Raw genomic sequence first — 25,859 nt, 5'->3', positions numbered from 1 at the left:
TCATGTGCGCATTCCAAACAAGCCGCACGGGCTGGAGAATCATATGGCTGGACCTCAGGAAAGCGTCAGCATGGCGTTGTTCTGCGACTTCGAAAACGTCGCGCTCGGCGTTCGCGATGCGAAGTACGAGAAATTCGATATCCGGCCGGTGCTCGAACGCCTGCTGCTGAAGGGAAGCATCGTCGTCAAGAAAGCCTATTGCGACTGGGATCGCTACAAAGGCTTCAAATCGGCGATGCATGAGGCGAGCTTCGAGATGATCGAGATTCCGCACGTGCGCCAGTCGGGCAAGAACTCGGCCGACATTCGCCTCGTCGTCGATGCGCTCGATCTTTGCTACACGAAATCACACGTCGATACGTTCGTCATCATCAGCGGCGACTCCGACTTCTCGCCGCTCGTGTCGAAGCTGCGCGAGAACGCGAAGAAGGTCATCGGCGTAGGTGTGAAGCAATCGACGTCCGACCTGCTCGTCGCGAACTGCGACGAGTTCATCTTCTACGACGACCTCGTGCGCGAGCAGCAACGCGCCATCGCCAAGCGCGAACAGCGCGAATCGAAACGCGCGCCCGATGAAGAACGGCATCCCAGGCAGGAGACGGACTCGCGCAAGTCGCAGGCCATCGCGATCACCGTCGAGACGTTCGAGGCGCTCGCATCGGAGCGCGGCGAGAGCGGCAAGATCTGGGCGTCGGTGTTGAAGAGCGCGATCAAGCGCCGCAAGCCGGGCTTCAGCGAAACGCAATATGGCTTTCGTGCGTTCGGCAATCTGCTCGATGAAGCGCAGTCGCGCGGTCTGCTCGAAGTGGGCCGCGACGACAAATCCGGCGCATTCGTGTTTCGCTCCGCTCAGTCCGCTCAGGCCGCGGCGGTCGATGTGAGGCAACCCGAGGCGCCGGTCGTCCAGAAAGAAAACGAAGGCGCTGGGAACAACCGACGCCGAGAGCGCCGCGGCGCAAGGAAGAGTGCGCACGCGGCCGCGCCCGAGCCCGTCGTGTTCGAGGAAGAAGCATCGACGCCGGTCGCTCCGACAGAACACGAAGGCGCGGGGAAAAGCAGCCGCAGAGAGCGACGAGACGCAAGGAAAGCCGCGCACGAACCGGTCGCGTTCGTGGAAGAGGCACCGATGCCGGTCGAACGCGAGACGTTCGAACCGCAAGCGGAAGCTACACCCGCGCCCGCATCCGCGCCGAAAAAGCCGGCCGCGCGGAGCCGTGCGCGCAAGACTGCGACGAAGCAGAGCGTCGCCGATGTATCGAACGAAAGCGCGGTGATCGCCGCCGGACCGGTTGCCGAATCGAAGGCGGAAAAGCCATCGCGCAAATCGTCATCGCGCGGCAGCCGCTCGCGCAAGGCCATCGACAAGGCGAGCGATCAGTAAATCGCGCGCATCGAATCATCGCTTCATCCGGTGCGCCGTTCCGCTTCCACCGACGCTTCTCCTTGCGCGCGCGCCGCCGCATGCTCTTCGGCGCGCCAGCGCTGCCGCGAGCGATACATCGTCGCGACCGCGATGCGCGCCATCTTCACCCAGCCGGAGTGACGCGGGTCGGCGAGCATGCTGAGCGCGCGCGCGTAATCGAGCGTGAGGCCCGGCGTCCAGGCCATCGTCGCGGCACGCTTTCGCACTTGCGCCGCGACCCATAGCTCCGGTGTCGTCATGATGCGCACGAGCGGCTTCCATCCGCCGCCCTTGCCCCATACGCGCGCCGACGCACCCTCGATCGCCGCTTCCAGCGCCCGCGCCACGGAACTCGAGCAATTGCGGTAAGTGAGGTTATAGGTCGTGTCACGCCGATACGCCTGCCAAAAGCGCGCGAGCCTCACCGGATCGTAGTTGCGGATGCGCACCTGTTGCGTCGACGGACACCACGCCTTCGACTCGGTTTCATAGTCGGGCTGAAAGAGGCCGGGCACGTCGTTCTCGCGTGTCGCGCGCAGCGTGCGCGTGAATTCGTTCGGCGAGCGGTCGATCTCGACCGCGGGATACAGGCTGATGTAGACGCCTTCGGGCGTTTCCAGCGCCGCGTGGCCCGTCGAGATGGTGCCGTTCCTGTCGACAGCGGCGATATAGCGATCGACCAGCAACTGCCGCTTCGGCTGCGACTTCGCCGTGCCGACCGGCGTCCATACGTGCACGGTCAGCGCGGCTTCATCGGGTGCGGGCGGGCCGTCGAAGACCGCGCCGGCGAACGACGGCGCGGCGCGCGCGGGTTCTGCCTGCGCCGCCGTAGCCGATTCGCCTTCGACGGCGGGATTCGCCGCCATGCGCCGCACGCGCGCCGCGAGCAGGATCATGTTCCAGCCGCCGAAGAAGAGGCCGAACGCGACGCAATAGGCGACCGTGCCCGCATAGTGATCGGGATAAGGCTGATAGAAAAAGATTGCGATTGCGATTTCGAGCACGCCGCCTGCCGTGGCGAGACGCCATTTGCGATAGCGGACCACGCGCGCGGAGACGATCTGCAACGCGCCATCGACGAGAAAGAGCGTGCCGAAGATGAGCGACAGCACGAAGTTGCCGTGCTCGCCGCCGAACAGCACGAGCAGCGCCGAGAGGCAGAACGTCGTGCCTTTCACGTAGCGCAGCTTGCGCTGACCGCCCATGCCGGTCCACGCGACGGCGAGTGTGGCGAGGCCTTCGAGCAGCATCATCAGCGCGAAGGGGATGATGGGAAAGTAGAGCGAGCCGTCGAGCGCGTCGGTGAAGATGACGCCGCCGAGCGCGATGCTGAGCAGCCCGAGCGTCATCACCGAGCGCCATCGCGTGCGCAGATAGTCCACGCCGAGAAGAATCATCACCAGCCGAACCATCGCTTCCTCCGTCTCATCATTCGATACCTCGTGCGGCACATGCGCGGCCACACACGTTATAAGGCATCGACGGCGAAAGCGGCAAGAAGGGAAAACCGCAGACGAATACGCGCGGCTGCCGTGCAAGGGCACGACGGCCGCGCGATCGCGTCACCTATTGCACCGCATGCTTCGCGGCATCTTCGATCACCGCCGCGACCTGTTGCGGCTTCGATTCATACACGGAATGGCTCGCGCCGGGAATGACCGTGATGTGACTATGCGCGCGCTCGTAGTACCAGCGTTCGAGATCCGGATTGATGATCTTGTCGCTGCCCGCGACGATGCCCCAGCTCGGCTTCGACGTCCATGCTGCAGCCGTCAGCGGCGTCGTGAAGACTTGCGCCGATGTCAGAATCTGCGAGCGCGATTCGAACGTGGCCTGCCTGAGCGGCAGATCCGCGGCGAAGTCTTTCGGGAAGACGGCGGGGTTCAGGTACGTGTAGCCATCCGCTGTCTTTTCGACGGCGTCCGTCTGCTTCGCGAGGAAGCTGGGCGTTTTCTTGCCGAGCGCGCCTTCGTCCTCGCCCACATTCGGCGCATGCGCCGCGACGTAGACGAGCCCGGCGACATTCGTATGCACGCCCGCTTCCGTGATGACCGACCCGCCGTAGCTATGGCCGACGAGAATGGTCGGACCGTTTTGCAGGTCGAGCACGCGCCTGGTTGCGGCGACATCGCCTTCGAGCGAGGTCAGGGGTTCCTGGACCATCGTGACGTGATAGCCGTCCCGGGTCAGGATGTCGTAGACCGGCTTCCATCCCGAGCCATCGACCCACGCGCCGTGAACGAGGACGATGTTCCTGACGGGCGCATGGGCATCGGCGGCCGGGGCGGCATTCTGAGCCATTGCGCCAGCCGATGCGAACACACCGGCCGACAGCGCCAGCACCGAGGCTGCTTGCAAGATTCGCTTCATGAAGGACTCCGCTTGTGCGAATGAGAGATCATCGATCCGGACGCGCGCATCAGCTACCGAAGAACGGCTGACAGAAGTCGATCGGGCCGACGCACGTGTTGTTCATCGAGACATGCTTCGGTGCACCCGATGCACTCGTGCCGGTTTGCGCGCCCCCGTACGTCCGCACTGCGTCGGCATGTTGCGCGGCGACCTTCGCTTCTGCCGCCTGAATGTCGGACGGGTAGTACGGATCGCTCGCGAGCGCGGGGTTATAACCTGCCTTTTCGACCGCGACGAGATCGGCGCGGACCTGTGCGCGTGTGACGGGACCGTTCGACTGCGCGAATGCCAGAGCGGGCGCGGCGAGCGTGGCGGCAACGAGGGTGAAGCTGACGAGGTATTTTTTCATGATCTATTCCTGGTGGATGATGCGTATGTATTCGGGTATCCGAAATAAATATTCTCTTCGGTTTCCCTTGGTCAAGGCCGTCGGTCTGTGTTCGTGTTGCGACCTTGATGACAATGTATCGCCCGGCGCGCGCCTCGACTACACCTACGAAGGAGCGTGCTCGCACCAACCATCGGTGCATCGGCTAAACGTTCGCATGGCGCGTGCGCCGTGGATCGAACCGTCCGGCTGCATCGCATGCGACGTGCGGATGAGCCGTCTCATGCGCGCGTCTGACGCGCTCATACGAAGGTGTTAGCTCCTCGCCGAGCCCTGCGCGAATCAAACCTTCATATAGGTTGACTCAACCAATGGGCGGTCTCGTCAACCGTATGTACGGCTAGGCGCGTGATTTTCGTTTGATTAATTTGGAGTGGTCGCGATGCGCATTCTCGATATCGCGCTTCGCTGCGGCCTTCGCAGGCGCTTCGTCGCCGCGACGGCGAGGCACTGGCAGACAAACCCGCTCGAGGCGGCGTGAGCGGATCGGTTCACCCCATTCTTCAATAAGGAGCCGGCTATGGCCGAAGCTGCAATCGCGCTCGATCCGTGGGCACAGACGATCTTTCGATTGACGTCGCTGAATGATGGCGTGAGTTTCGAGGCGCCTTCGGCGAGGCGTCCCTTCAGTCAAACGGGCGAGCGCCGCGTCACCGTGAAGCTGATCGAGCGTCCGTCGAGCACCACGGCGACGATCGAATGGCGCGATCCGACGCGCTGCTGCTATGGCGATCAGGTGTGGCGCGCGATGCGCGCGCGCACCGCCGGCGTGTGCGCGATGAGCGGCGTCGAGATCCGTCCGGGCGACCGTGTGTACGGGCCGAATCCGCGGCCGGTTCCGGGCAACGCGGGCGCGATGATTCTGGCATCGGTGCTGGATCAGGCGACGTCGCTATGAATCGATCCCGTTGCGCGAGCTCGCCCTTTCGCGATGCGCTCGTGCCTCATCGTTCAGATCGGCGACTGGGTGTTGCGCAATGTGTGCCGCAATATCGCGCAATGGGATGCAGACGGACTGTGCCGGCCGATGCCCGCCGCGGACCTCACGAGGTTTCTGTGCGCAATGGCGGGCGCATCGTCGCGGCGCGGCGTGATTGCGCGGCGCTTGCCGTGTAATCGTTAAGGCCGGCGGGATAAGGCTAAAACGGATGAGGATCAATACGTGGAATATCCGCGACGAGGACATGATTGCGGTGCGGGGGTGATCCGGTGCCAAGCCCGCCTCACCTCTGCGCTTCACGATGCTCCACGCCCACGAGCCGCGCACGCGCCATTCGTATCGCACGATCGTCACGTCATTCTGCGATGAAAAGTGCCAGCACCCCGAGCCTTCGACATCGCCACTCGCTTCCCCTTCGAGCGACATCAGCGGCTCGACGCGCGTAACACGCATGTCGAAGCGCACGCGATACGGCAAACGTCCTTTCCATGTATAACGATGCAACGCGCCGACGCCATCGCGCGCGCCCGTTTCCACTTCGATCACACGTTCGACGCACGCCCACCAATGCGGCCACGCCGACGGATCGTGGATCGCGTCCCACACGGATTGAAGCGGCGCCGCGATCCTCCAGACGGTAATGAATCGATATTCGCTCGCACGCACGATCGCCTCATTTTTGCTTCGAGTTCTTCGCGACTGCTTCGTCGGTTTCCCAGCCGCCGCCGAGCGCGCGGAAGAGGTTCACCTGATCGATCGCGACCTGGCCTTCGGCGGCCGCGACCTGCGCCGCGACGCCGGTCAATGTACGCGTCGCGTCGAGGTCGTTGAGGAACGACTCGCGGCCCGCGCGATACAGCCGGTTCGTTTCATCGGCCGATTCGATCGCCGATTTATACGCGGTGCGCAATGCATCGGCGCGCGTGGTATCGGATGCGTATGTGGCGAGGCTGCTCTGCGTCTCCTGCAGCGCCTTCAGCACGACGCCGTCGAACTGTGCAAGCGCGCCGCCCGTCGCCGCTTCGGCCTGATGCACGCGCGCGCGTTGACCGTTGATCGGAAAGCTCCAGCTGATGAGCGGCCCGAACGCCCAGCGGTTCGTGTTCGCGCCGAAAAGATCTTCCACGACACCCACCGACCCGACCGACGCACCAAGGCTCACCGACGGATACAACGCGGCGGTGGCCACACCGATGCGCGCCGTCGATGACGCGAGCTGCCGCTCCGCCTGACGCACGTCGGGGCGGCGTCTGAGGAGCGCTGCGCCATCGCCGACAGGAATCGGCGCGCGCAGCTTCGGCAGCCGCTTGCAGGCGAGGGCGGCTCGGGGCAAGTCCGAAGGCGCGCGCGCAAGCAGCATCGCAAGCCGATACTGCGCGACACGGCGGCGCGCGATGAAGCGCGGAATGTCGGCGGCGAGCGTATCGGCCTGAGTCTGCCCGCGCGTGACTTCCGACTGATTGCCGCGGCCCGCGTCGCGCAGACGTTGCGTGAGCTTCACGCGCTGCTTCTGCAAATCGAGCGACTTCTGTGCGATCTCCAGCTCTTCGCCCGCCGAGCACGCTTCGACATACGCGCGCACGACATCCGCGACGACCGTGATGCGCGCGAGGTCCTGCGCGGCTTCGACGGCTTCATCGTCGGCATTCGCCGCTTCGACGCCGCGCTTCAGCTTGCCGAAGAGATCGATCTCATATGAAATGGAAAGATCGAGCGCGCCTTCATTGACGACAGGAATCTTCTCCGTCAACAGATATTGCTCCGCCGATTCCTGCGCGCGCTGAAACGCCGCCGATGTCTTGCCCGAGAATCCGCCTTGCCGGTTCGCAAATTCGACTTCGGCGCGCGAGCGTGCGAGATTCGCGGCGGCCACGCGCAGGTCGGTGTTCGACGCGAGCGCCGCGGCCACGAGTTGATCGACGACGGGATCGTCATAGAGGCGCCACCATTTGGCGGGCACTTCGCCTTGCGTGACGGGCGCGCGATCCGCGCCGTCGATGGCCGCGTTCGCGTAGGGCGCTTTGATCGCCGCGTGATCGGGCAGCGTGTAGTTCGGGCCGACCGTGGTGCAGCCGAAGAGCGCGATGGCAGACGAAACAGCGATGGCGACCGCTTTCATTGCGATGCGCCCGACGCGGGGGCCGACACGCTCGAAGTCGGCGCAGGCGCAGAAGCCGGCGAGGTCTCCGACGCCGCGCGCTTGCCGATCTTCGGACCGATGCCGCGCACCGAGACCGTCGCGGTGCGGCCCGCGATCATGCGAAAGTCCGCCGGAATCTCATCGAGCGTCACACGCACCGGAATGCGCTGCGCGAGACGCACCCAGCTAAAGGCAGGATTCACGTTCGGCAGAAGACTCGAGCTTTGCTGACGGTCGCGATCCTCGATTGCCGCGACGATGCTCTGCACATGTCCGCGCAGGAGGCCCGGCTCGCCCATCACCTTGATATCGACAGGCTGGCCGATATCGATGCCGCCGAGCTTCGTTTCCTCGAAGTAGCCATCGACGCGGAACGAATGCATGTCGACGACCGAGAGTACCGCGCGTCCCGCCGACACGAATTCGCCGACGCGCGGCGCGCGATCGTTGAGATAACCGTCGACGGGACTGAGAATCTCGGTGCGTTGCAGATTGAGACGCGCCGTGTCGATGGCGACTTCGGCATCGGCGAGCGCGGCGGTCGCCTGCTCGACGCGCGAATGCGTTTCCTCGACGACTTCACGCGCGACGAGATTGCCGAGCGCGCGATTGCGCGCATCTTCGCGCCGCGCCTGATCGAGCGTCGCGCGGCGTTGCTGCGCGGTAGCCTGCGCATTGCGCAGCGCGAGCGTGTAGCGCGCCTGATCGATCACGAAGAGGACATCGCCCTTTCTGACCTGCTGATTGTCGATTACCTTCACGTCGGTGATGAGGCCGGACACGTCGGGCGCGACCTGGATCACGTCGGCGCGCACGTGACCGTCGCGCGTCCACGGCGCGAACATGTAGTAATCGACGAGCTTCCATAACACGACGCACGCAATCGCGACGACGATGAGCGTAAGCAGAATCTGCCCGAGGGAGAACCAGGTTTTTTTCACGAGATGAGCCGCTGCGAAACGATGACGACAACGCCCAGCACCAGAACATAGATGCCGAGATCGAAAATGGAACGGTGCCACACGAAGCGATAGAAGCCGACGCGCGCGAGCACGGTGCGGATCGCGAGATTCAAGAGATAGGCGATGAACATCAGCACGAGCACCGCAGGCACGAACACGCCGAGAATGTCGATTTCGCCGATCATGTGTGGCGTTCCGATGAAAGAGCAAATTTAAAGATCATGCCGGCTCCTCGCGCGGCGGCGCGCCGTTCGCGATGCCGGGCTGCGTCTGCGTCGCGGGTGGATGCAGCGACAGGCGCATGCCGACGAGCGCGTGCAGCGTGTCCCGCAGCCATTTCTCCGCGACCACGTCTTGCGACTGCGTGATCGCGCGGGATGTGACCTGCGCGCTCGTCGCATCGATGCTGCGAATGAGTTCGACAGGCACCGGCTGACGCGTGCGGCGCGCGATGCAGAGTTCGAAGTAATGACGCAATGCATCGAGCACGGTATCGACCGAGGTCTGCAATTCGATCGGCAGCTTGCGGCGCGTGCGGCGCAGATCGAGCGCATTCAACGCGACGCGGAAATCGCGAAAGCTTTCGATCGATGGGTGACGATGCGAGTCCGTTGCGGCATGACGCGGCAAGAGTTGCATCAGCCTGTCGAGCATGCGTGCATAGAGTTCGCGCTGGTCCTGAATGACTTCCGCTGCCGACGCGCTCAACACGATATCCGCCCAGGCCGAACGCGTGAGCCGCGCGGCAGCGAGTTCCGCGCCGAAGGGCCGCGTCATGCGCGTCCAGATGAACGCGAAGAGCAGGCCCGCGACGCCCGCGAGATTGCTGTTGATGAACACGAAGAAGTCCGCTTCGTAGGCGCTCTGAATGCTGATAAACGTCGCGGTGTTTACGGCCGTGAGCATCGTCACGAGCGTGAAGCGCGGCCGCGGAATGAGCGTGCCGATGATGAGAAAGGGCACGGAGAAGATCAGCACGAGCATCGGGAAGTCGTGCACGTGGGGCAGCACGGCGAACACATAGAGGCCGGCCAACACGACGCTCATGCAGGTCGCGAGAAAGAAGGTGAACACTTGCGGCGCGGGCTCGTCGAGCGCGGCGAAGAAGCAGCACGCGACGGCGGCGAGCGTCACGGCGCCAGCGCCATCGTTCCAGCCCGATTCGATCCAGAGTGCGCACGCGACGATGATCGCGCTGACCGCGACGCCCGTCGAAAAGAGCATCATGCCGCGATCGAAGAAGCGCGCCGTGCCGCCGAGCCGCCAGTGACGGAAGTGCGGACGCCATTCGCTCGTCTCGTTGAGAATCGCCGCACGCAGCGCGCGAATGTCCTGCCATACATCGACGACCTGACCGAGACGCCACAGCGCATTCGACAGCAGTGCGCCGTCGGCGCTCGCCAGCGCTTCGACGGAGGGACGCATCGCCTGGATGCGTTCGCGCAGCGCATCGGGCTCGCGCTCGTCTTCCACATCCTGCTCCGCGCGCGGCATCGGCGAGCCGACCCATGCGGCCACGTCCTTCAACAGTTGTTCAAGACCTCGAGGATGCGCGCCGTGCTTGTCGATCAGTTCGATGAGCGGATCGGCCATCGACGAAATCAGCGGCAGGAAGATTTGCATGCGGCCCTGCAACGCGCGCGCGCGTCGGATGATATCGGGCCGCGTGTGATCGTAAGTCAGCTGGCTCAGCAGGAATTCGAGGCCGTTGACCGTTGCCGCGAGCCGCTGGCGTGCCGCTGAAATCGATGCCCCCGCGATATGTCCCGAGAGCGTCTCGCACGCATAGAACGCGGCATCGCGAAACCATGCGTCCGTTCGTTCGATGAGCGTCGGCGCGAGCCGGCTAGGAAGCACCGCGCTGCCGACGATGCTCGCCACCACGATGCCGAGCAGAATCTCCTCGGTGCGCGTGATCGCGAGATCGAAGACCGTGATCGGGTTGGTGACGGCGGGCAGGGCGATCAACGGCAGCGTATAGCCCGCGAGCAGAAAGACATAGCTGCGCGCGCTGCGGTCGAACATGGAGAGATAGAGCAGCGTGCCCGTCCATAACGCGACGATCACACTGAAGAGAAACGGCGACTCGACGAAAGGCGGCACGATCAGCACCGCGCCCGCCGCGCCGATCATCGTGCCGAGCGCGCGATAGAGCGCCTTCGAGCGCGTCGCGCCGACGAACGGATTCGACACGATATAGACGGTCGCCATCGCCCAGTACGGACGCGGCAGTTCGAGCGCGAGGCCGATGTAAAGCGCGATCATCGCGGCGGCGAAGGTCTTGGCGGAAAAGAGCCACTCGCGCGCGGAAGGAAAGGACATGGCGCTATGCTCCGCGCCTGCCGGCTGGGCGGACGGGCTTTGCGGCGTCGTCGAGCGCTTCCAGCGCGGCGAGCAGTTTTGCATCCGGCGATGCGCTGAACGCATTGAGCACGCGCAGCGTGGTTTCGAGATCCTCGCGGCTCACGCCCTTCAGCAGCCGCGCGCGCAGCGTCACGAGGCGCTCTTCCATGCGCGCGGTGACCGCGCGGCCTTCATCGGTGAGCGTGATGGTTTTCGCGCGCTTGTCTTCCGGGTCTTCGTCGCGTCGCACGAGGCCTGCCGCGCAAAGCTGATCGAGCAGCCGCACGAGCGATGGCCCTTCGATGCCGACATGCTCCGCGAGCGTCACCTGACGCACCGCCTCGCCGAGCCGATTGGCCGTGAGCAGCGGCACCGCGCATGCTTCCGACACGCCGTACGAGGCGAGCACGCCGTGACTCGTGCGGCGCCAGCGTCGCGCGGCAAGCACGAGCGTGCTGCTCACGGAGCGGCGCAGGATGTCGAGATGGGTCATGCGGCCGGATTATAACGAGAACTCTATTCGTTAGCATGCTATCGACTTATGATTTTTTTTCACTTCGCGTTCGGTGAAAGGATGGTCGGGCACGCAAATTGTCGTGCTATCTTTTCCACTCAGTTCTTATGCCCGCGCCGCCATGCCGATCGCCTACCTCCGGGGCCTGACTTCGCCCAGCCGCACCGATTCCGCCAACCGGCGCCTGGGCTGCGCGCTCGCATTCGTCGCGGGTGCGGCGAACGCGGGCGGCTTTCTCGCGGTGGGGCAATACACGTCGCACATGTCGGGGCTCGTGTCTTCGATCGCCGATAACCTCGTGCTCGGCCAGGTGGCGTTCGTGTTTTCAGCGATCGGCGCAGTCGGCGCGTTTCTCTGCGGCGCCGCGACCTCGGCGGTGCTGATCAGCTGGGGACGACAGCGGCGCGCGCACAGCGTGTTCGCCTTGCCGCTTCTGCTCGAAGCCGCGCTCCTGCTCGTTTTCGGCATTCTTGGCGCGAATCTCGAGACGCATCGCGTGTGGGACGTGCCGTTGACCGTCGCGCTGCTGTGTTTCGTGATGGGCCTGCAAAATGCAATGATCACAAAGATCTCGAAGGCCGAGATCCGGACGACGCACGTGACCGGTCTCGTCACCGACATCGGTATAGAAATCGGCAAGAGTCTGTACTGGAACCGCGGCATTGCGCGGCACGATGCCAGCTATGTGCGCGCGAATCACGCGCGCCTCGTGCTGCTGAGCTCGCTCTTCGCGATGTTCATTCTCGGCGGCTTCGCGGGCGCGATCGGCTTCGCGCATCTCGGCTTTGCCACGACCGTGCCGCTCGCCGCGTTGCTCTTGCTGTTCTCGTCAGTGCCGCTTGCGGACGACTGGGCTGCGGGCAGGCGTCGCGCGCGGCGTTGAGGCGCCATGAAATCCATCAAGGCGCTTGCGCGGCCTGCGCGAGGATCCAGTCGAGAAAGAGCCGCATGCCGTGCGACAGCTTTCGCGACTTGAGCCACGTGAGCCAGTAGCCGCCGGTCTTCACTTCGATGTCGAACGGCTGCACGAGCAGCCCGGCCTGCAGCTCGCGCACGAACATGCGCGGCGGCGCGAGCGCGACGCCCGCGCCTTGCACCGCGGCTTCCACCATCAGACGCGACGAATCGAAGACGGGGCCGTTCATCGTCCACGCGTCGAGGCCGGCGGCGTGGAACCAGTCGGTCCAGTCGTCGGCGCGATAGGAGCGCAGCAGCACTTCGTTCGCGAGATCGGACGGCTTGCCGAGGCGGCGCGCGATATCCGGCGCGCATAGCACGGCGAGCGGCGCATCGAGCAGCGGCGTGTTGTACGTCGCCGGCCAGATGCCTGTGCCGAAGCGAATCGCGAAGTCGAGTCCTTCCGACGCCGGATCGACGAGATTGTTATGCGTGAGCAGCCGCAATTCGACGAACGGATGCGTCTCGCGAAACGCCTTCAGCCGCGGCATCAGCCAGCCGACCGCGAATGTGCCGACGACGCCCACCGTCAGCACTTCATGAAAATGGCCGCCTTCGAACTGCTTGAGCACGGCTTCGATGCGGCCGAACGCATCGCTCAGTACGGGCAGGAGCGCGCGGCCTTCGTCGGTGACGTTCAGGCCGCGCGGCAGGCGTCGGAAGAGCGGTGTGCCGAGCCGTTCCTCGAGCGCGCGCACTTGCTGGCTGACGGCCGCCTGCGTCACGTTCAGTTCCTGCGCGGCGCGCGTGAAGCTCAGATGCCGCGCGGATGCTTCGAACGCGCGCAGTGCGTTCAGGGGAAGATGAGGACGCATGGGTCGCATAAGATTTTCTATTGCGTGCGGCAAATTATCCTCGATTGTCGAAGCACGAAAAAGAGCGGATATTTCGCTTCGTTCCAATCATGCAAACCAGAACGAAGGATCAAGACGATGAAGTTTCGTGCGCTGAGTCTCTTGGCGACTGCCATATTTTCTTTTGGCGCGATGTCCGGCGCCGCGCTCGCCGCCGATCGCGACACTGCGAAGATCAGGCAGACGGTCGATCGAACGATCAGGCCGCTGATGGCACTGCATGGCATCGCGGGCATGGCGGTGGGCGTCGTCGTGGATGGCAGGCCGTATGTGTTCGATTACGGTGTCGCGTCGAAAGCGACGAAGCAGCCGGTCACGCACGATACGCTTTTCGAACTCGGCTCGGTCAGCAAGACGTTTACTGCGACACTCGCGTCCTATGCGCAGATCGAAGGCGATCTTTCCCTGAACGATGCGGTGAGCAGGCACCTTCCGTCGCTCGACGGCACGGCGTTCGGCAAGGTAACGCTATTGAATCTCGGCACGCACACGCCGGGCGGTCTGCCGCTGCAAGTGCCCGACGAGGTTCACAACGACGCCCAACTCATGCAGTACTTCAGGACGTGGCGTCCCGCCGGGCCGCCCGGCACGATCCGCACCTATGCGAATCCGGGCATCGGCACGCTCGGGCTGATCGCGGCGAAGAGCATGAACGAAAACTTCGATACGCTGATGCAAACGCGCCTGTTTCCAGCGCTCGGCCTGAAGCACAGCTATATCGACGTGCCCGCGTCGAAGCAGCGCGACTATGCGCAAGGCTATGCGAAGGACGAGACGCCGATCCGCATGAAAGGCGGCGTGCTGTCGTCCGAGGCCTACGGCGTGAGATCGACGGCCGCCGACATGACGCGCTTCTTGCAGATCAACATGAAGATGGTCCGCATCGACCCTGCATTTCAGCGTGCCGTCGATGCGACGCACACGGGCTATTTCCAGGCCGGCCCGATGACGCAGGATCTTATCTGGGAGCAGTATCCGTATCCGGCCGCATTGCAGTCGCTGCTAGACGGGAACGCATCGGCGATGATCCTGAACGCGACGCCCGTCACGCGGATCGATCCGCCGCAAGCCCCGCGCGATGATGTATGGATCAACAAGACCGGCTCGACCAACGGCTTCGGCACATATATCGCGTTCGTGCCGAAGGAGCGTATCGGCATCGTGATGCTGGCGAACCGGAACATACCGAACGAGGATCGCGTGAAGGCCGCGTATGCAATCATCACGTCGCTGGCCGGCGCGCAATAATCGAGCGCATCGCGCGTGCGTCAGGCCCCGCACGCGTGTATCAGGAACTGCTGCACGGCCGTCGACGGCGCGCTCAAGGTCGCGCCCTTGCGCCAGATCATGCCCGCTTCCATATGAGGAATGGCATCGTTCACGGGCCGCGCCTCGATACGTTTGCCTTCGAGGGACCACGGCCGAAACACCATGTCCGACAGCACGGTGACGCCGAAGCCGTGTGCCACCAGTCCGCGCAACGCCTCCATCGAACTCGTGCGAAACGCGATATTCGGTTCGAGGCGCTTCTTGTGCCAATAACGCATCGTCGATTGCTCGCCTTCATCGACGGTGATGAGAATGTAAGGATGCTCGGCGATGTCCTTCAGCGACACCGCCTGCTGCTGCGCGAGCGGATGCATCGGCGCGACCCACAACTGCCTGCGCGAGCGCATCAGCACCTGACTGTCGAAGCGGTCCGGTCGCTGCAGATTCGATAGCAGCACGACGCCGATATCGACATCGCCATTCGCCACCGCTTCTTCGATCTGCGGCCGCTCCATGTCGCGCAGATCGAAATCGATGAACGGATACGTCGCACGGAAGCGCGCGAGCAACTCCGGCAAAAAATACCCGAGCACCGTGTACGACGCCGCGATGCGCGCGACGCCGCGCATGTCGTGCGCACGGAACGGCGGCATGTGCATGGCGTCGCGGGCGGCATCGAGCACGCGGCGCGCGTGATTATGAAAGTCCTGACCATCGGGCGTCAGCGCCACGCCTTGCGGCAGGCGCTCGAAGAGCTTCGTGCCCAACGCGCTCTCGAGCGCGAGCACCGCATTGGTGATCGCCGATTGCGATACATGCTCGTTCGCCGCCGCCATCGAGAACTGGCCGGTTTGTGCGGCGGCCACGAAGTAGCGCAATTGCCGGAGCGTGAGGTCGAAGGCCATCTGATTTTCAGATACCAGAGTTGTTTATTCGTGATTTTACGATGTCGAATCGGCTTCCTATACTCGGCAAAAAACAAAATTCCCGAACCCGGAGACGAGCCCCGATGAATGCACCCGACCGCGCCGCGCTGGAAGCCGCAACCATTTCCCTCGACGACAAATACACGCTGGAGAAAGGCCGCGTCTATATCAGCGGCACACAGGCGCTCGTGCGTCTGCCGATGCTGCAAAAGGCGCGCGATCGCAAGGCCGGGCTGAATACGGCGGGCTTCGTTTCAGGCTATCGCGGCTCGCCGCTCGGCGCGCTCGATCAGTCGCTGTGGAAGGCGAAGCAGCATCTGAAAGACAACGACATCGTGTTCCAGCCGGGCGTGAACGAGGATCTCGCGGCGACCTCGATCTGGGGCACGCAGCAGATCAACCTGTGGCCCGGCGCGACGCGCGACGGCGTGTTCGGCATGTGGTACGGCAAGGGCCCGGGCGTGGACCGCACGGGCGATGTCTTCAAGCACGCGAATTCCGCGGGCACCGACAGGCACGGCGGCGTGCTCGTGCTCGCGGGCGACGATCACGCGGCCAAGTCGTCGTCGGTCGCGCATCAATCGGATCATGCGTTCATTGCGGCGGGCATTCCGGTGCTGTATCCGTCGAACGTGCAGGAATATCTCGACTACGGTCTGCACGGCTGGGCGATGAGCCGTTACTCGGGTCTATGGGTCGCGATGAAATGCGTGACCGATGTGGTCGAATCCACCGCATCGATCGATCTCGATCCGGACCGCGTGGAGATCGTCACGCCGACCGACTACGCAATGCCCGATGGCGGCCTCAACATCCGCTGGCCCGATTCGCCGCTCGCGCAGGAAGCGCGTCTGCTCGACGAGAAGTGGTACGCGGCCCTGGCGTATGTGCGCGCCAATAAGCTCAATCGCGTAGTAATCGATTCAGACAAGCCGCGCTTCGGCATCATCACCGCGGGCAAGGCCTATCTCGACGTGCGTCAGGCGCTCGTCGACCTCGGCCTCGACGATGTAACCTGCGCGCAGATCGGCCTTCGAGTGCTGAAAGTGGGCTGCGTGTGGCCGCTCGATGCGCAGGACGCACGCGCATTCGCAACCGGTCTCGAAGAGATTCTCGTCGTCGAAGAGAAGCGGCAGATCCTGGAATATGCGCTGAAAGAAGAGCTATATAACTGGCGCGAGGATGTGCGTCCCCGCATCTACGGCAAGTTCGATGAGCGCGACAACGAAGGCGGCGAATGGTCCGTGCCGCGCGGCGACTGGCTGTTGCCCGCGCACTACGAGCTATCGCCCGCGCTGATCGCGAAGGCCATCGCGCGGCGTCTTGCGCGCGCCGATCTTCCCGCCGATGTGCGCGCGCGCATGCTCGCGCGCGTCGAGACCATCGAAGCAAAAGAGCGCGAGGCGATCAAGCCGCGCGTCGAGGTCGAACGAAAGCCGTGGTTCTGCTCGGGCTGTCCGCATAACACGTCGACGCGCGTGCCCGAGGGTTCGCGCGCGCTCGCCGGCATCGGCTGCCACTACATGTCGATGTGGATGGATCGCAAGACCGAGACCTTCAGCCAGATGGGCGGCGAGGGCGTCGCATGGATCGGTCAGATGCATTTCTCGGGCGACAAGCATGTGTTCGTCAATCTCGGCGACGGCACGTATTTCCATTCGGGCTTGCTCGCGGTGCGCGCGGCGATCGCTGCGAATGCGAACATCACCTATAAGATTCTTTATAACGACGCGGTCGCGATGACCGGCGGACAGCCCGTCGACGGCGTATTGACGGTGCCGCAGATCGCGCATCAGGTCTTCGCGGAAGGCGCGAAGCGCATCGTCATCGTGACGGACGAGCCGCAGAAATACGATGCGAAAGTCGCATTGCCTGAAGGCGTGAGCGTGCATCATCGTGATGAACTCGATCGCATTCAGCGCGAGTTGCGCGATACGCAAGGCACGACCATTCTGATCTACGACCAGACATGTGCGACGGAAAAGCGCCGTCGCCGCAAGCGCGGCACGTATCCTGACCCCGCACGCCGCGCGTTCATCAACGACGCCGTGTGCGAAGGCTGCGGCGACTGCTCGGTGCAATCGAATTGCCTGTCCGTCGAACCGATGGACACGCCGCTCGGCACCAAGCGCAAGATCAATCAGTCGTCGTGCAACAAGGATTTTTCGTGCGTGAAGGGCTTTTGCCCGAGCTTCGTCACGGCCGAAGGCGCACAGGTTCGCAAGCCGAAAGCGGCCGGGGGCGCGCAGCCCGATTTCGATGCCTTGCCGTTGCCGGCATTGCCCGCATTGTCGAAGCCTTACGGCATTCTCGTGACCGGCGTCGGCGGAACGGGTGTCGTGACGATCGGCGGATTGATCGGCATGGCGGCGCATATCGAGCGCAAGGGCGTCACGGTGCTCGACATGGCCGGTCTCGCGCAGAAGGGTGGCGCGGTGCTGAGCCACGTACAGATCGCACCGGAGCCGCAGGCGCTGCATGCGACGCGCATCGCGACGGGCGAGGCGCGGCTCGTGATCGGTTGCGATGCGATCGTGTCGGCATCGAACGATGTGCTCTCGCGCACGCGGCATGGCATCACGCAGGCCGCCATCAACAGCGGCGCGACGCCGACCGCCGCCTTCGTCACCGATGCGCAATGGACGTTTCCCGCCGCGCAAACGGAGCAGGCGCTATCGGACAGCATCGGCGCGGGCTGCGCATTCGTCGATGCCAACGCGCTCGCGCTGAAGCTGCTCGGCGATACCATTTATTCGAATCCGCTCTTGCTCGGCTTCGCATGGCAGAAGGGCTGGTTGCCGCTCGAACTCGAAAGCCTCAAGCGCGCAATCGAACTGAATGGCGTTGCGGTCGAGAAGAACTGGCTCGCATTCGACTGGGGCCGATACGTCGCGCAACATGGCGCGGGCGATTTGCTCAAAACCGCGCAGCATGCGATCGTCATGAAGATGCCCGAGTCGCTCGACAACGTGATCGCGACGCGTGAGGCTTTGCTGACGGCGTATCAAAGCGAAGCGTATGCGCGCTCGTATCGCACGGTGGTCGAGCGCCTCCGCGAGAAGGAAAAGGCGTTGAACGCGAAGCTGCCGCTCACGCGCGCGGTCGCGGTGAATCTCGCGAAGCTCATGGCCTATAAGGACGAGTACGAAGTCGCGCGTCTTTATGCCGATCCCGCGTATCTCGACAAGTTGCGCGAGCAGTTCGAAGGCGAACCGGGCCGCGATTACAAGCTGATGTTCCATCTCGCGCCGCCGCTGTTCGCAAAGCGTGACGAACACGGTCATCTCGTGAAGCAGACCTTCGGCGCGTGGATGCTGCCCGCATTCCGCGTCCTCGCGAAGATGAAACGCTTGCGCGGCACGTCGCTCGATGTATTCGGCAAGACGGCCGAGCGCCGCACGGAGCGCCGGATGATCGCGGATTATCTCGCGCTCGTCGACGAATTCTGTTCGACGCTCGATGAAGACCGCTTCGACACGGCGCTGCAACTCGCGAAGCTGCCTGATGAAATCCGCGGCTTTGGCCATGTGAAGGAGCGCAACATGGCGGCGGTCGCGAAGAAGCGCGAGCGTTTGATCGAACGATATCGCGCGCGGGTGGAGATGGCTGTGTCAGCGTGATGGATGCGATAGGGTATCTTTACGCTCGAACACACTCGGAGCGAAAGGAGACATCGCATGAAAGGCGTTTATAAGCTCGCCGTCGTGGGCATCGGCAAGATCGCGCGGGATCAGCACTTGCCCGCGATCGCGGCGCAGCCAGGATTCGAACTCGTCGCGTGCGCGAGCCGCAATGCGAGCGTCGATGGCGTGCGCAACTATCCGGATATCGACGCGCTGCTCGCCGCCGAGCCCGCAATCGATGCCGTGTCGCTTTGCGCGCCGCCGCAAGTTCGCTACGCGCAGGCGCTGGCCGCGCTCGAAGCGGGCAAGCACGTGATGCTGGAAAAGCCGCCGGGCGCGAGCGTGAGCGAAGTCGCGGCCCTGGACGAGGTCGCGCGGGCGCATGGCTGCACGCTGTTCGCATCGTGGCACTCGCGCGCGGCGAGCGCCGTAGAACCGTCGCGCGAGTGGCTTGCGAAGAACGCAGGCGCGATTCGTTCTGTCGAAGTGCGCTGGAAGGAAGACGTGCGCCGCTGGCATCCGGGACAGCAATGGATCTGGGAACCGGGCGGGCTCGGCGTGTTCGATCCGGGCATCAACGCGCTGTCGATCGTCACGCGCATCTTGCCGCATGAAGTCGCGTTGCGCGGAGCCACGCTGACCATGCCGAGCGATACGTCCACGCCGATCGCGGCGCAACTCGATTGCATCGCAACGAACGGCGCGCCGGTGCGCGCTGTGTTCGACTGGCGTCACGGGCCGGTCGAGGAATGGGATATCGACGTGGAAACGGACGCGGGCCGTCTGTCGATGCGCGAGGGCGGCAAGCGCTTGTCCATCGCGGGCAAGGACATCGACATCGGACGCGAGCGCGAATATCCCGCGCTATACGAGCACTTTCACGCGCTCATCGAAACGAAGACGAGCGATGTCGACGTGCGCCCGCTGCGTCTCGTGGCCGATGCGTTTCTCAACGGACGGCGCGTTGAAACGGACGCATTCGGGCGTTAGACGGCGCGATAGACGGCGCGATAGGCGGCGCTCCGTATCGCATTGATCGCGCATACATCGCCCTCGGGCGCGGCGCTCACGTTCGCGTGCCGCGCAATGAGCGGAACGCGCCGCGTGCTGCCTGGCGCGAGGTGGAACCAGTCGATGCGCGCGAAGTAGTTCGGATCGACCACGTGCACCCAGCGCGCAAGCTGCGCCGTTTCGACGACGAGACAAAAGCCCTCGTCGTCTTTTTCGACAGTCGCATTCAAGCCGATATCGCGGCGCTCGCCAATCGACGGATCGGGGAAATGGAACGCTTCCGACATCACATCGCCCGTATCGGCATCACGCAAGACGACATGCGTTGCGTCGTGTGCACGCGGGCCGAAGCGGTATGCATATGTGATGTCGAAGAACGCACCGATCAGCGCATTCGACGACACGCGCTGCACGCTGCGCGCCTGCAACACGACATCGCATGAACCGCCCGCGACCTTGACCGCGCCTTCACGCAGGCAAGTCAGTTCGACGCGCGCACGAATCTCGCGCGCGGTCTCGTTGACGAGATGCACGTCGAGGCCGTCGAGTCCTTCATCGATAATCAGCGCCTGCACCGGTCGCAGCACGCGCGCGAGTCCGTGCAACGCACTCTTCGGCGCACCGAGCACGTCGATGACGCCCCAGCCCGCACCCGGGCGCACGTCGAGCAGATTCCATACGATGCCGCCCGCACAGGTCGATCCTTCGCGACGCCACTCCGAGAACACCGCACCGATCACATCGGCGACGACGGCGCGCGATAGCTCCAGATAGCGCTCGGGGTTTTCATAGCGCAAACGCGGCACGTCCATGCGATAAAGCGTTTGCATATAGTACTCGCGCACGTCGTCGAAGTCCCATGCCGAGCCGGGGTCGCGCGGCACGCCTGTTTTCCAGCGCGGCTCATGGGCGCGCGGGTTCGGCATGGCGCGCAGCGCGACATCGTCGGGCACGTTGGCGAACGCGAGGCATTCCGACGCGAAACGCACCTGCGAGCGGCGCACGTCATCGAAAGAACGCTGATACGCGGGCACGCCGTAGTAATGCGTGATGCCGCCGTGCGTGCCGAACGGCATCGACACGGTATCGCCGGGCGCAGCGCTCGGCGAGTTCACGACATACGCAACATCGGGCCGTTGCATCGCAACTGCATTCGGCAAGAGCTCATTGAAGAGGCGTTGCTGATACGCCTCGAACGGAAGGCCGAGCATCGCCGCCTGCTGATGCACTTCGCTTCCCCCGCACAACACCGCGAGCGAAGCGAAGCGGCGCGTGCGGGTCAAGAACTGTTCGGCTTCGCGTTGCACGCTGGCGCGAAAGGCTTCGTCGTCGGGATAGTCGAAGTTCGCGAACGCGAAGTCCTGCCACACGAGCACGCCGTGCTTGTCGGCGAGTTCGTAGAACGTGTCGGATTCGTAGAGCGTGATGCCGCTCACGCGAACGATGTTGAGTCCCGCGTCGCGCATCAACCCGAAGATGTGATCCAGCTTCTCGCGCGACGCATCGAGCGCGACGATATCCGCCGATGTCCAGCACGCACCGCGCGCGAACACGGGCACGCCGTTCACGACGAGCTGAAAGCCCTTGTCGTCCACGCCGCGATCGACTTCGATGGTGCGAAAGCCGACTTCGCCGAGCTCGATTTCGCCGAGCTTCACGGCATAGCGCGCCGGCTCGCCGTGCGTATGCGGATACCACAAGCGCACGTCCGGCACGCGCACGCGGCCCGTGACCGTGTACGGGTCCTGCCATTGCATCATGGCTTGCGCTTCGCCGCATTCGATATGAACCGGTGCTTGTTCCTGCGCATGAAAGTAGCGCACCGTGACATCGAGAATGCCAGTGCTTTCATCGACACGCGTGCGCATGTCCACGTTGTCTATGCACGCACGCGACTCGCCGATCAGTTCGATCGCCCGCCACGGTCCCGCCGGTTGAATGGCCGGGCACCAGCCGGACATATGCCCGAAGAGCGTCGTGCGCACATTGCGCAACGTGGCGGGTTGCGCGAGCTTCGGACGCCAGCGCGCGCGTCCTCGTTTTGCGGCCAGCGCGGGCGCGATCGAGCGAAAGCACAGATGAAGCGTGTGCTCGCCATCGAGATCGACATCGAGATCATGCGCGACGAACATCGAATCCGATTCGAGCAGCTTGCGACCATCGAGCCATATCTCGGCGAAGGTCGCAAGCCCGTTGAAGCGCAGGCGCCGCTTGCCGTGCCCGCGCAAGGTCACGCGATACCAGTGATCCGAATACGCGAACGGCTGCGCAAGCGCTTCATCGCTGGCGCCGCTCGCGCGCAGGGCGGACGCGATCGTGCCAGGTACGGGCGCTTCGATCCACTGCGTGGTGAGCGCATCGAGCGATGCGGGCGTCGCGCACGCACCCGCAGGCGTGCTCACGCATTGCCAGCCTTCGGAGAGACGCCGCGGCGCGTGCGCGGACAGGACGTGCATGTGCCTACCTCGTTGACGGGATTCGGAGAACGACGCCAAAGCCGCGCGATGTGCGCGGCTTTGGCGTTCAGAGAAAGCGCGCGGCGAGCGGCTCGATGACCTTGTCGTACGAAGCCTGCATCGAATCGAGGCAATCTTCGCAAGGGTCGATGCGCGAGCGCATGCGGGCGCGCGCGAGACGGAACTGCATGACCATCGCTTCGCTGGCAATCGCCTGCGCGCTCGTCTGGATGTCGCACGACACTTTCACGCCGTGCCGGTTCAGCCAGCCGAGATACTTCGACAGCAACTCGAAGTTCGAGCCGAGCTGACGCATCACGTTGAACGTGTAGAGGTGATAGTACGCGGGATCACGTTCGAGCAACGCGCGCAAGTGCTCGGGGAATGCGGCACGCCATTGCGCGACCGGATTCGTCGCGGGACGATCCGCGAGCCGCAAGGCGAGCAGCTCGACCGAGCGTTGCACCATCGCATCGCCTTCGAGCGGCGCACGCGCGCGCTTCACGAACTCGACGTACGGAAAGAGCGCGTGCACATCGCTTGCGAGGCCGGGCATGAGCCGGAACACGCCATCGTAGTCCTCGCCCGACAACGCGAAATAACCCGCGTTATGGAAGTACGTGATGCGCTTCGCGTCGGTGTCGATTGCATCGATGGCGATAGTCGTCTTCGTATGCGTCTGCCGATACGCGGTCGCGCGCGTATCGGGCAGATAGTACGAGTCCATCTCCACCACGACCATGTGCCCGCGCCGCGTCTGCTCGCGCACGTGCGCTTCCAGCGTGTCGTAGATCGCGAGCTCCTGGGCCTGCAGGCCGTAGAGCCGCGAGATATCGTCGAGCGAGAACTTCGGGAACGTGAACTGATCGCCCTCGAACGCCTGCGTCACCGTGAAGCTGAGCGCCGCATGCGGATCGCAGCCGTAGTGATGCAGCAGCTCGATCCACAAGTCGACATAACAGTTCGTCTCCAGCCATACGCGCTCTTCACGATGCAGCGCGTGTTGACGGTACTCGCCGTTCGCGGACGTGGACGTGTCGATCACGGCTTCTGCCGGCGAGCGTGCGTTCATGTCTGGCTTCCCAGATTCGCGAGGCCTTCTTCGATGAGCGGCCCCTTGTCGCCCCACAGCAGTTGACGCACTTTCTCGGGCCACGCCTTGACATCGAGTCCGTGGTGACGGAAGAGCGCGAGCGTCGTGCGCTCCATGCCGAAACCGACGCATGCGGTATGCGCGACCTGATCGTCCGCCTGGCTGATGTGCCAGAGCTCGCCGAAATGGTCCTGGTGATAGTTGAACGACAGGCACGCGGTCGGGCGGTCGGGTGTCGCGACGGGCACGAGCAATTCGAACTTCAGTTGCTGCGCGCGCTGGCTATCCGCGACGATCATGCCGCCGCGCCCGAAGAACGGGTCGTTGGCGAGGTCGATTTCGAACGGCAGTGCGAGCAGATTCACGAGCAGCGAACCGCGCTCGATCCACTTCTGACGGAATGCCATCACCTGTTCGGGGCTGCCGACGCGAATGTACTCGCGCATGCGGAACATCTGCATGCGGCCGGGATCGATGGACGGCTCGTGACGGAAGCAGTACGAGAACGCATCGAAGGTCGCGCCGTCTTCAGCGAGCTTGCCGCGCTTCGCGACGAGCGGATAGATCGGATAGCATGCGGCCGGCGTGAGCACGAGGCGCGTGGGCTTCTGCTGATCCATCCATTCATCGGAGCGTTCTTCTTCCTCGCCGATATGCACGATCTTGTCGAGCGCTTCGAGCAGGCGATGATGCCCGCGGTCGTTGCCCTGGAACGAGTGAATCGTGCCCGCGAGATTCGGGAAGCTCTTCAGATACTCGCTGTCCTCGAAATCGCGGCGGCGCATCGCGGGCGGAAAACGCAGCACTTCCGCGTGCTGATCCGCGCCGAGCATCGTGATCGCCTGATTGAGGCGCTCGACGACGTCCTCGAATACTTCGCTGCGGCCGTAAAGACCATCTTCGCCCGTATCGAGCAGAATGCCCGCTTCGATCAGGCGATCGCGCAAGGTCAAGTCCGATTTGTCGTACGGTGCCTGAGTCTCTTGTGATTGTGCTTGTGCTTCGGCCTGCATCATGGCGGCCTGTTCCGTCGGCATGTTCATATCGTCAAAGGGTCCCCGTTGCGGCGCGCTGCGCAAGCAGCAGATTCGCCGTGTTCAATTCGATGCGATCGTTGCTGATCATGAGCGGCGCCGAATGCAGATCGCGCAGATGGCGCCCCACGCTGAACGGCGTGTCGTTCTTGTAGCCCGCCATGCCGCAGATCATCAGTGTTTCCTGCACGACATGCACAGCCGATTGCGAAATCGCCAGCTTGAGCATGTTCAGGTCCGCATTGATGCCGATCGACGCCGTGAGCGGCGCGTCGTCGTCATTGCTCTGGCTCGCCTTGCGCGCGGTGCGATCGGCCTGAGCCGCTTCGACATTGGCGAGCGATTCGCGCAGACGCGCCTGCATCATCTTGATGAGCGTGAGCACTTGTGAAAGCCGCGCGGCCGAAGGCGGCAATGCGGGCTTGCCGCGAGCCTGATTGCGGAAGAACTGATGTGCGCGATTCGCCGCGTCGCTTGCGATGCCGCACCATACCGACGACCACAAGGTGTGCGATACGGGCAGCATGCTTTCGTCGGCGATTCGCGAGAACGGCGCAGGCAGGATCTGTTCCGCGAAGCCGCTCGCGACGAGACGATGTCCTTCGCTGCAGGTTCCGCGCATGCCGAGCGTGTCCCACGTGCCGCGCTGCTCGAGCGTGAACGTATCGCGCGGCGCCACGATCAGCACCTGGTCGGAGGGCGGCGCATCGGGATGGCGGCGGGCCGTCACCAGAATGCAATCGGCATACTTGCCGTAAGAGATCGTCGGTGCGAGCTTCTCGATGCGAAACGCATTGTCGACGAGATCGACCGCGCATGCGCTCGTACGCATGTTGCCGCCGATGTTCTCTTCCGAGGTCGCCGATGCGAGCAGCAACTGCTCGTTGACCATGCGCGCAAGGAAGTCGCGCTGCCAGGGCACGTTTGCGCCATGATCGACGATGCATACGACCTGACTCTGATGCATCGCGTAGATCATCGCGGAGGATGCGCAGCCTTGCGCCAGGGCCTCGCACAAGCGCGCGACGCCGGTGAGCGACAGGCCGTCGCCGCCATGCATCGTCGGGATCATCGCGGAGAAGAGGCGCTCCTCGCGCATCGCCGCGACCGCTTCGGCGGGAAAGCGCGCTTCGCGATCGACCGCATCGGCGTGCTTTGCCGCGACGGCGGCCACCCGCTTCGCGGCCTCGATCAACTCGCTTTCGCAGCGCGCTGTCGCACTCTGCGCGAGCTCGGCCATTTCAAGCTCTTGAGCGGGCGCGTTCATGCTGCCGCCTGCGAACGGCGCAGTTCGTTGACGGCCGATGCGAGCGAATCGACGCTCGAAAAGAGCCGGCGCGTGAGCATGTGATCGGGAATCTCGATGCCGAATTCGTCTTCGATCGCAAGCATCACGTGAACCGTGGCGAGCGAGGAGAGACCGGCGGCGTAGAGATCGTCGCCGTCGGCAAGCGTGTCGATGGGCACGTCGAGACGAGCGGACTCGGCGAGGATGCGGCGCAATTCAGTTTTCATTGTCTGTGTTTTCCCTTGTA

22 protein-coding genes are annotated in these 25,859 nt (G+C 63.9%); 6 read left to right on the top strand and 16 right to left on the bottom strand.

Annotation, left to right across the window (positions count from 1 at the left end):
* Window positions 1-43: 43 nt before the first annotated feature.
* Window positions 44-1,381, top strand: coding sequence for an NYN domain-containing protein (locus NCS58_RS23640; protein WP_061117185.1), 1,338 nt, complete (start codon window positions 44-46; stop codon window positions 1,379-1,381).
* Between the two features lie 23 nt (window positions 1,382-1,404).
* On the opposite strand, the gene NCS58_RS23635 is transcribed toward NCS58_RS23640, so the two are convergent.
* The 3 genes from NCS58_RS23635 to NCS58_RS23625 all read right to left on the bottom strand — a co-directional run bounded on the left by NCS58_RS23635 (window position 1,405) and on the right by NCS58_RS23625 (window position 4,163).
* Window positions 1,405-2,814 carry an HdeD family acid-resistance protein gene (locus NCS58_RS23635; protein ID WP_061117280.1) on the bottom strand — a complete coding sequence of 470 codons (1,410 nt, stop codon included), beginning with the start codon at window positions 2,812-2,814 and terminating at the stop codon, window positions 1,405-1,407.
* A 154-nt stretch (window positions 2,815-2,968) separates the two neighbouring features.
* Window positions 2,969-3,772: an alpha/beta hydrolase gene (locus NCS58_RS23630; protein WP_250477694.1), complete on the bottom strand. Its 804-nt coding sequence runs from the start codon at window positions 3,770-3,772 to the stop codon at window positions 2,969-2,971.
* A 49-nt stretch (window positions 3,773-3,821) separates the two neighbouring features.
* Window positions 3,822-4,163: a DUF4148 domain-containing protein gene (locus tag NCS58_RS23625; RefSeq protein WP_061117183.1), complete on the bottom strand. Its 342-nt coding sequence runs from the start codon at window positions 4,161-4,163 to the stop codon at window positions 3,822-3,824.
* A gap of 559 nt (window positions 4,164-4,722) precedes the next feature.
* Between NCS58_RS23625 and NCS58_RS23620 the strand changes: the two genes are divergently transcribed.
* Window positions 4,723-5,100, top strand: coding sequence for a DUF3331 domain-containing protein (locus tag NCS58_RS23620; RefSeq protein WP_061117182.1), 378 nt, complete (start codon window positions 4,723-4,725; stop codon window positions 5,098-5,100).
* Here the strand turns inward: NCS58_RS23620 and NCS58_RS34380 are convergent.
* The 6 genes from NCS58_RS34380 to NCS58_RS23590 all read right to left on the bottom strand — a co-directional run bounded on the left by NCS58_RS34380 (window position 5,095) and on the right by NCS58_RS23590 (window position 11,080).
* The gene (locus tag NCS58_RS34380; RefSeq protein ID WP_409241828.1) at window positions 5,095-5,748 is read right to left on the bottom strand and encodes a hypothetical protein; all 654 of its coding nucleotides are present in this window, start codon (window positions 5,746-5,748) and stop codon (window positions 5,095-5,097) included. The genes NCS58_RS23620 and NCS58_RS34380 overlap by 6 nt on opposite strands.
* A 67-nt stretch (window positions 5,749-5,815) precedes the next feature.
* Window positions 5,816-7,261: an efflux transporter outer membrane subunit gene (locus NCS58_RS23610; protein WP_061117179.1), complete on the bottom strand. Its 1,446-nt coding sequence runs from the start codon at window positions 7,259-7,261 to the stop codon at window positions 5,816-5,818.
* Window positions 7,258-8,223 carry an HlyD family secretion protein gene (locus NCS58_RS23605; RefSeq protein ID WP_061117178.1) on the bottom strand — a complete coding sequence of 322 codons (966 nt, stop codon included), beginning with the start codon at window positions 8,221-8,223 and terminating at the stop codon, window positions 7,258-7,260. The genes NCS58_RS23610 and NCS58_RS23605 overlap by 4 nt, the downstream gene beginning before the upstream one ends.
* A complete protein-coding gene (locus tag NCS58_RS23600) occupies window positions 8,220-8,429 on the bottom strand; it encodes a DUF1656 domain-containing protein (protein ID WP_061117177.1) in 210 nt (69 codons plus the stop codon). Before NCS58_RS23600 ends, NCS58_RS23605 begins: the two co-directional genes overlap by 4 nt.
* 34 nt (window positions 8,430-8,463) lie before the next feature.
* Window positions 8,464-10,566 (bottom strand): FUSC family protein, encoded by a 2,103-nt coding sequence (locus tag NCS58_RS23595; RefSeq protein ID WP_061117176.1) that lies wholly within the window; start codon window positions 10,564-10,566, stop codon window positions 8,464-8,466.
* Between the two features lie 4 nt (window positions 10,567-10,570).
* Window positions 10,571-11,080, bottom strand: a complete 510-nt coding sequence (locus NCS58_RS23590) for a MarR family winged helix-turn-helix transcriptional regulator (protein ID WP_061117175.1) — start codon at window positions 11,078-11,080, stop codon at window positions 10,571-10,573.
* A 142-nt stretch (window positions 11,081-11,222) separates the two neighbouring features.
* Here NCS58_RS23590 and NCS58_RS23585 point away from each other — a divergent pair, with 142 nt between their 5' ends.
* Window positions 11,223-11,984, top strand: a complete 762-nt coding sequence (locus NCS58_RS23585; protein ID WP_061117174.1) for a YoaK family protein — start codon at window positions 11,223-11,225, stop codon at window positions 11,982-11,984.
* Window positions 11,985-12,000: 16 nt separating this feature from the next.
* Here the strand turns inward: NCS58_RS23585 and NCS58_RS23580 are convergent, their stop codons facing one another.
* A complete protein-coding gene (locus tag NCS58_RS23580; protein ID WP_061117173.1) occupies window positions 12,001-12,882 on the bottom strand; it encodes a LysR family transcriptional regulator in 882 nt (293 codons plus the stop codon).
* Between the two features lie 108 nt (window positions 12,883-12,990).
* Here NCS58_RS23580 and ampC point away from each other — a divergent pair, with 108 nt between their 5' ends.
* Window positions 12,991-14,160, top strand: coding sequence for a class C beta-lactamase (ampC, locus tag NCS58_RS23575; protein WP_061117172.1), 1,170 nt, complete (start codon window positions 12,991-12,993; stop codon window positions 14,158-14,160).
* Window positions 14,161-14,180: 20 nt separating this feature from the next.
* On the opposite strand, the gene NCS58_RS23570 is transcribed toward ampC, so the two are convergent.
* On the bottom strand, window positions 14,181-15,086 hold the full coding sequence (locus NCS58_RS23570) for a LysR family transcriptional regulator (RefSeq protein ID WP_061117171.1): 906 nt from the start codon (window positions 15,084-15,086) through the stop codon (window positions 14,181-14,183).
* Window positions 15,087-15,190: 104 nt separating this feature from the next.
* Between NCS58_RS23570 and NCS58_RS23565 the strand changes: the two genes are divergently transcribed.
* A complete protein-coding gene (locus NCS58_RS23565) occupies window positions 15,191-18,727 on the top strand; it encodes an indolepyruvate ferredoxin oxidoreductase family protein (RefSeq protein ID WP_250477693.1) in 3,537 nt (1,178 codons plus the stop codon).
* A gap of 57 nt (window positions 18,728-18,784) precedes the next feature.
* Window positions 18,785-19,720: a Gfo/Idh/MocA family protein gene (locus NCS58_RS23560; RefSeq protein ID WP_061117169.1), complete on the top strand. Its 936-nt coding sequence runs from the start codon at window positions 18,785-18,787 to the stop codon at window positions 19,718-19,720.
* On the opposite strand, the gene NCS58_RS23555 is transcribed toward NCS58_RS23560, so the two are convergent.
* The 5 genes from NCS58_RS23555 to NCS58_RS23535 form a co-directional block, all read right to left on the bottom strand.
* Window positions 19,717-22,197 carry a glycosyl hydrolase 2 galactose-binding domain-containing protein gene (locus NCS58_RS23555; RefSeq protein ID WP_061117168.1) on the bottom strand — a complete coding sequence of 827 codons (2,481 nt, stop codon included), beginning with the start codon at window positions 22,195-22,197 and terminating at the stop codon, window positions 19,717-19,719. The two genes, NCS58_RS23560 and NCS58_RS23555, sit on opposite strands and share 4 nt — an antisense overlap.
* 67 nt (window positions 22,198-22,264) lie before the next feature.
* Entirely contained in the window at window positions 22,265-23,269 is a 1,005-nt protein-coding gene (locus NCS58_RS23550; protein ID WP_061117167.1) for a DUF1839 family protein, read from the bottom strand.
* The gene (locus tag NCS58_RS23545; RefSeq protein ID WP_061117166.1) at window positions 23,266-24,333 is read right to left on the bottom strand and encodes an amino acid--[acyl-carrier-protein] ligase; all 1,068 of its coding nucleotides are present in this window, start codon (window positions 24,331-24,333) and stop codon (window positions 23,266-23,268) included. Before NCS58_RS23545 ends, NCS58_RS23550 begins: the two co-directional genes overlap by 4 nt.
* Before the next feature lie 4 nt (window positions 24,334-24,337).
* On the bottom strand, window positions 24,338-25,591 hold the full coding sequence (locus NCS58_RS23540) for an acyl-CoA dehydrogenase family protein (protein WP_061117165.1): 1,254 nt from the start codon (window positions 25,589-25,591) through the stop codon (window positions 24,338-24,340).
* On the bottom strand, window positions 25,588-25,839 hold the full coding sequence (locus tag NCS58_RS23535; RefSeq protein ID WP_061117164.1) for an acyl carrier protein: 252 nt from the start codon (window positions 25,837-25,839) through the stop codon (window positions 25,588-25,590). The genes NCS58_RS23540 and NCS58_RS23535 overlap by 4 nt, the downstream gene beginning before the upstream one ends.
* Between the last annotated feature and the right edge of the window lie 20 nt (window positions 25,840-25,859).

The organism is Caballeronia sp. INML3B (assembly GCF_023631305.1).
Lineage (GTDB): Bacteria > Pseudomonadota > Gammaproteobacteria > Burkholderiales > Burkholderiaceae > Caballeronia > Caballeronia turbans.
The sequence above is the reverse complement of the archived record's forward strand: the minus strand, read 5'-3'. Positions and strand labels throughout refer to the sequence as shown.

Coding starts and splice junctions, on each gene's coding strand:
- NCS58_RS23640 (WP_061117185.1), top strand. CDS start 44: ATGGCTGGACCTCAGGAAAGCGTCAGCATGGCGTTGTTCTGCGACTTC.
- NCS58_RS23635 (WP_061117280.1), bottom strand. CDS start 2,814: ATGGTTCGGCTGGTGATGATTCTTCTCGGCGTGGACTATCTGCGCACG.
- NCS58_RS23630 (WP_250477694.1), bottom strand. CDS start 3,772: ATGAAGCGAATCTTGCAAGCAGCCTCGGTGCTGGCGCTGTCGGCCGGT.
- NCS58_RS23625 (WP_061117183.1), bottom strand. CDS start 4,163: ATGAAAAAATACCTCGTCAGCTTCACCCTCGTTGCCGCCACGCTCGCC.
- NCS58_RS23620 (WP_061117182.1), top strand. CDS start 4,723: ATGGCCGAAGCTGCAATCGCGCTCGATCCGTGGGCACAGACGATCTTT.
- NCS58_RS23610 (WP_061117179.1), bottom strand. CDS start 7,261: ATGAAAGCGGTCGCCATCGCTGTTTCGTCTGCCATCGCGCTCTTCGGC.
- NCS58_RS23600 (WP_061117177.1), bottom strand. CDS start 8,429: ATGATCGGCGAAATCGACATTCTCGGCGTGTTCGTGCCTGCGGTGCTC.
- NCS58_RS23595 (WP_061117176.1), bottom strand. CDS start 10,566: ATGTCCTTTCCTTCCGCGCGCGAGTGGCTCTTTTCCGCCAAGACCTTC.
- NCS58_RS23590 (WP_061117175.1), bottom strand. CDS start 11,080: ATGACCCATCTCGACATCCTGCGCCGCTCCGTGAGCAGCACGCTCGTG.
- NCS58_RS23585 (WP_061117174.1), top strand. CDS start 11,223: ATGCCGATCGCCTACCTCCGGGGCCTGACTTCGCCCAGCCGCACCGAT.
- NCS58_RS23580 (WP_061117173.1), bottom strand. CDS start 12,882: ATGCGACCCATGCGTCCTCATCTTCCCCTGAACGCACTGCGCGCGTTC.
- ampC (WP_061117172.1), top strand. CDS start 12,991: ATGAAGTTTCGTGCGCTGAGTCTCTTGGCGACTGCCATATTTTCTTTT.
- NCS58_RS23570 (WP_061117171.1), bottom strand. CDS start 15,086: ATGGCCTTCGACCTCACGCTCCGGCAATTGCGCTACTTCGTGGCCGCC.
- NCS58_RS23565 (WP_250477693.1), top strand. CDS start 15,191: ATGAATGCACCCGACCGCGCCGCGCTGGAAGCCGCAACCATTTCCCTC.
- NCS58_RS23560 (WP_061117169.1), top strand. CDS start 18,785: ATGAAAGGCGTTTATAAGCTCGCCGTCGTGGGCATCGGCAAGATCGCG.
- NCS58_RS23555 (WP_061117168.1), bottom strand. CDS start 22,197: ATGCACGTCCTGTCCGCGCACGCGCCGCGGCGTCTCTCCGAAGGCTGG.
- NCS58_RS23550 (WP_061117167.1), bottom strand. CDS start 23,269: ATGAACGCACGCTCGCCGGCAGAAGCCGTGATCGACACGTCCACGTCC.
- NCS58_RS23545 (WP_061117166.1), bottom strand. CDS start 24,333: ATGAACATGCCGACGGAACAGGCCGCCATGATGCAGGCCGAAGCACAA.
- NCS58_RS23540 (WP_061117165.1), bottom strand. CDS start 25,591: ATGAACGCGCCCGCTCAAGAGCTTGAAATGGCCGAGCTCGCGCAGAGT.
- NCS58_RS23535 (WP_061117164.1), bottom strand. CDS start 25,839: ATGAAAACTGAATTGCGCCGCATCCTCGCCGAGTCCGCTCGTCTCGAC.